The organism is Psychrobacter sp. H7-1, assembly GCF_904846585.1.
In the GTDB taxonomy this organism is placed as follows: domain Bacteria; phylum Pseudomonadota; class Gammaproteobacteria; order Pseudomonadales; family Moraxellaceae; genus Psychrobacter; species Psychrobacter raelei.
On sequence record NZ_CAJHBH010000085.1, the window covers coordinates 1 to 2,651 of the forward strand.

2 protein-coding genes are annotated in these 2,651 nt (G+C 44.9%); one reads left to right on the plus strand and one right to left on the minus strand.

All coding sequences use genetic code 11. From position 1 onward, the window contains the following. A partial coding sequence (locus tag JMX92_RS13215; RefSeq protein WP_201546134.1) for a hypothetical protein occupies nt 1-1,752 on the plus strand: 1,752 nt, incomplete at its 5' end. A gap of 110 nt (nt 1,753-1,862) precedes the next feature. On the opposite strand, the gene JMX92_RS13810 is transcribed toward JMX92_RS13215, so the two are convergent. Then, nucleotides 1,863-2,507 (minus strand): hypothetical protein, encoded by a 645-nt coding sequence (locus JMX92_RS13810; protein ID WP_201546135.1) that lies wholly within the window; start codon nt 2,505-2,507, stop codon nt 1,863-1,865. Between the last annotated feature and the right edge of the window lie 144 nt (nt 2,508-2,651).

A 2,651-nucleotide genomic window follows, 5' to 3' on the forward strand; every position in this document is an offset into this window, starting at 1 on the left:
TATAGCGTCGATGTTCCAGGTAGCGAGTTGGTTGCTGACACCGATGGCGTGATTGAAGCGAGTGTCACCACAGAAGATGCTGCGGGCAACCCTGGCAGCGCTGACACCACAAAAGACTTCACTGTTGTGTTACGGCCCCAGTCAGCAACTGAGCCTGATCTATCCGTTTCGTTACTACCATCTGATATAGCAAATGGAGGTATTATCGAAATAAATGGTGGTAGCTCGGTTTCAGGTGGTTTTGATATCCAAGATGGCAACATCGTTGCGATTGGAGGCGATATCAATATCTATTTGTTAGATGGAGACACGGCTCCAACTATTGTAGGGAATAATTCTTCTGTTATTCGTTACAGTGATTTTGGCAATAACATCAATCAAGCTGATCCAGATAGAACGGATATCTTTGCCATCTCAGGTCCTTTGGCTGGAAATTTTTATGGTAACCGCATCACAAATGAGCCAGGTGCGATGGCAGATTATATCTTTATAAATGGTGATTATGATCCGAGTGTTTATAATGTAAATTTTGGTACAAACAACCGAAATAACGATATAAATACGAACGACCGTACCATTGTGCAGAAAAATGGTGTTAGTTTGCATAGCGCTGCTAATAGCATTCAAGGTGTTTTATTTGGGGATGCGCATTGGGAAGGTAATGGAAACCCAGCCCCCGAAATAATGGAAGAGTATCGTGTTGAGGTCTCAGCTGAACTTGGTAGTGAGGTTGATACGCTTTCTGACGTCACTCTTGAAGGGATACCTGATGGTGCAACTGTTGAAATTGTTGAATACAGTGTAGGAAACGCTTCCAATATTCAGGTTGTGAAAAATGGGAGTAACTGGACAATTGAAAACCCAGACGGAGAAAATCTTGCTGTAACATTAAAGATTACTGTTGCTAATAACGATACTCCCTTTAATATTACAGGGAAGGTGACTTCATCTTTGATAGATGGTGAAGGAAACGTTATAGACTCTGTCGAAAAGATAACTGGCCCTGAAACAATTGAACCCATTGTTCTTGACCTGAATGGTAATGGCGATCTCGACTACGACGTGGTTGATATGGACGTAAACTTCGACGGCGAGATGGATACCACCGCTTGGGCTGCACCAGAAGATGGTGTCCTGATGTGGAACAAGTATGGTGATGGTAGCCTAAGCGATCTTGATCAGTATGCCTTCACCGAGTTCGGTGGATCGACTGACCTAGAAGGCCTGGCCATCGGCTTTGATAGCAACGGCGATGGTGTCTTTGACGCCAACGACGAGCGCTTTGATGAGTTTGGTGCTTGGCAGGATGCCAACGGTAGCGGCGAGATGGATGAGGGCGAGTTCTTTAGCCTAGCCGATCTCGGTATTGTTGCCATTAATCTCGAAAGTGATGGTGTTGAGCGACAGCCTGCAGAAGGTGTGCAGGAAGCTGGACGAGGCACCGCCACACTCGAGGATGGTAGCGAGATGCTATTTGCCGATGCCGCATTCGAGTTTAGCTTAGCTGATATCGTGGAGCCGGAGATCATCGATACTAGTAGTATTGGTGCTAATACCTCAAACGTAGCAGTAGAAGATATCGAGTCTGATATCTCTGCCACAGATGATAGTGATGATACTGTCAATCTAGAAGGGGATAGCTCGTCTACTACTGGACAAGTGACCTCAGGTGGTGAGATGTATAATGCGTGGCAGTCAGCTGATGACGCCTCGACACAGGTCTATATTGACCCCAATGTCAATATTATCTAGTATCGTCTGATTAGCTCTTAACCAAAAAAGCGCCTCCATCATGGAGGCGCTTTTTTGGGTTATCATTTATCAAAAGAGAAGCGGCTTTAGGAGATGAGTCGACATCCAGATCACTCGTCGATAAAGCTCACTTTTACGCTATAGTCTTTTGCTTTTAATTTATCCATATAAGCGTCAGGTAAATAGACACTGATAGAGTTCTCATCTTTGATGGGTAATTCATATTGACATATCAGCGCTCCAGTATCGTCAATCAAGCCCCATTGTAGATGGCTGACATTCTTTTTATTCACCTTGATCTTGAACCGTTGGCTGGCGATATTGCGGCCAATGTGAAAGTTTGGATACTCCTCGTGTGGGGTCTTCTCTTTTGGCATCGGCATCGGCACAGCATGGTCTTGAATATTTTGACTGTCGTGCATCAATACACTATGTACAAGGATCGGATAAATCTCATAACGCAAAAAATGCTGATCGAGGACCCGATTACTGCTGCGCGTATATTCCGCTAAAAAGTCAATTATCCTCTGTTCCATATTGGTGATAGCCCCATGACAGCCTCCCCACATCCCTGCCAATATCAGCTCAGTATGTGAGAAATAGTCGCGCATAGTATGAAACCATTGTCCACTTTGTGTCCACTCTGCGACTGCCGCACGCTCCTTATATGAGACTAACGAATCAGCATCGCGAATGATGAAACGTTTAACCGTAGGGTCGTCAATCACCAAAAACCGCCAGAATAGCCCTGACATTTTGGACTTAGTCGCCGTGACCCCTGCCGTCAAATCCGTACAGTTAAACTTGGGAGATTTGAATCAAGCAGCTTGACGATAATAGTCAAACCACACCTGTCTTGGCGACTTATAGCCTAAACTCTTTTGAATCCTCGTTTGGTT

Excerpts from the sequence above, each read along its gene's own strand:
- JMX92_RS13810 (WP_201546135.1), bottom strand. The coding sequence starts at position 2,507 with ATGTCAGGGCTATTCTGGCGGTTTTTGGTGATTGACGACCCTACGGTT.